The 1,879-nt window shown below is 68.7% G+C and carries 2 protein-coding genes; both read right to left on the minus strand.

The features are described 5' to 3' along the window. On the minus strand, positions 1 to 911 hold a 911-nt coding region (locus tag ROTAS13_RS23870; protein ID WP_305793732.1), incomplete at its 3' end, for a Calx-beta domain-containing protein. Between the two features lie 240 nt (positions 912 to 1,151). Continuing rightward, on the minus strand, positions 1,152 to 1,829 hold the full coding sequence (locus tag ROTAS13_RS23875) for an IS5 family transposase (protein ID WP_256371409.1): 678 nt from the start codon (positions 1,827 to 1,829) through the stop codon (positions 1,152 to 1,154). Positions 1,830 to 1,879: the final 50 nt, after the last annotated feature.

Consider the following 1,879-nt stretch of genomic DNA (forward strand, 5'->3'; position numbering starts at 1 on the left):
CCCTCGGCGGAGCGGGTCACGGCGAGGCCGCGGCGGCCCACGGCACCGTAGTCCAGCACGTCGAAGCCGGCCCCGGCGTCGTAGATGTGGGAGCCGTCGGCATGGTGCAGGACGTCGTTGCCGGCAGTGCCCGGCACGACCGGCGTATCGTCGTCGAGGATCGTCGCGGTGACCGCGGCCGTGCCGATCCCGGTCAGGAAGCCCGGCGTGCCCGAGGGCATCCCCGTGCTGACGATGCGGACCACGAAGGTCTCGTTGCCCTCGAGCAGGCTGTCGCCGGCGATGGCGACCTCGAAGGTCCTATGGGTCTCGCCCGGGTTGAAATAGACCTGCTGCGTGGCGAAGCCGCCCACGATGTCACTGGAGGAGGCCGGATGCGCGCCTGCCGAGGTGTCGGCCTCGATCGCGACCATCGCGGTGGCCAGCCAGGAGGTGTTGCCCTCGCGCACGATGTCGAAGGTGAGCTTGTGCGCGCCCTGGTCCGAGGCATCGCCTTCCCGCACGGCCGAGGCGCCCACGGCGCTGATGCTCAGGGTGCTGATCGGATCGTTGTCCTGGACGATGATCACCGCCACTCCGCTGCCGTCCGTGCCGGCGGTGGCGTTGACCGGGTTGCGCAGCCACAGGCCGACCGCCCCGGTCACCTCCGGGACATTGTCGTCGACGAGACCCCAGCTCACCGCCTTGGATGTCTCGCCCGGCGCGAAGGTCACCACCTTCGGAGCGAGGCCACCGACGAAGTCGTCCGCTCCGGCGAGGCTGCGGGTGGCGGGCGCGAAGAACTCCAGGGTCACGGAGCTGGTCAGGTCGGACGGCGTGCGGGTGACGATCGCATTCAGGGCCGTGTCGGTCCCCTCGGTCAGTGTCGACTTCGCGACGAAGAGGGAAACCGTGGGCAGCGTTCCGGACACGTCTGGCAAATCCCCTCCAAGACCAGGGGAAGGCGGTAATCGTTAACCTTTGTCTCATCAAGGCAACGAGTGCGTTATTTCGATACGCTGGCGTCTCAGGATTTGCTCGCGGCGCATCCTGTTTCCGGTTTGCCACAGGCCACGGATCCTGCCCGGTGACGGTGGATCTGGCATGGCCCGGAAACGACTGTGTTGCACGGATCCGGACTACCGACACCGCAGGCTGGTGAGATGCTTCGATCAGGTGATGCGGACATAGTCGGGTCGTCCGAGCCCGAGCATTCTGTTCAGCGCCGCGACGGCGATCGCCACCTCGGTTGCCCGCCTCCCGTCGGTGCGGGAACGGAGCCCGCCGCCGATCACGCGCTTGAACCTGCCGATGTCGGCCTCGACCAAGGCACGAAAGTTGTAGCCTGATCGCTTCTGCCAACCCATGCGGCCATGCCGGGCAATGCTGTCCAGGTGCCGGTCGCGCTGGGTTGGCGCCGTCTCGGCGGTGTCGCCGGGCACGGCGTTGGCGCGGGGCGGGATGATCACCGCCGCGTCCGGATGTCGGGCTGCGACTTCGGCGTAGACCCTCTCCTGGTCATAGGCGCCATCGGCGGTGAGGGAGGCGATTGGGCAAGCCACCTGGTCGAGCAAGGGCCCGACCTGCGTGGCGTCATCGGCGTCGTGCGCGGTCAGCAGCGCCGCGGCGATCCGGCCGGTGTCCGCGTCCACCCCGATGTGCAGCTTGCGCCATCCGCGCCTGGTCCGGCAGCTGTGCTTCGCCACCAGCCACTCCCCCGGGCCGCACAGCTTCAGCCCCGTGCTGTCCACGATCAGGTGCACCGGCCGGCGGCCAGGGCGGGGCCGTGGCATGGCCAGCGTGTCGCCCCGACGGCTCAGGGTGGTGTGATCCGGCACCGGCAGGTCCAGCCCGAGCCTGTCTCTTGATCACATCTACGCACAGCTCCACCGTAAGGCGA

The organism is Roseomonas sp. TAS13, from assembly GCF_001950415.1.
GTDB classification, from domain to species: Bacteria; Pseudomonadota; Alphaproteobacteria; order Acetobacterales; family Acetobacteraceae; genus Roseomonas; species Roseomonas mucosa.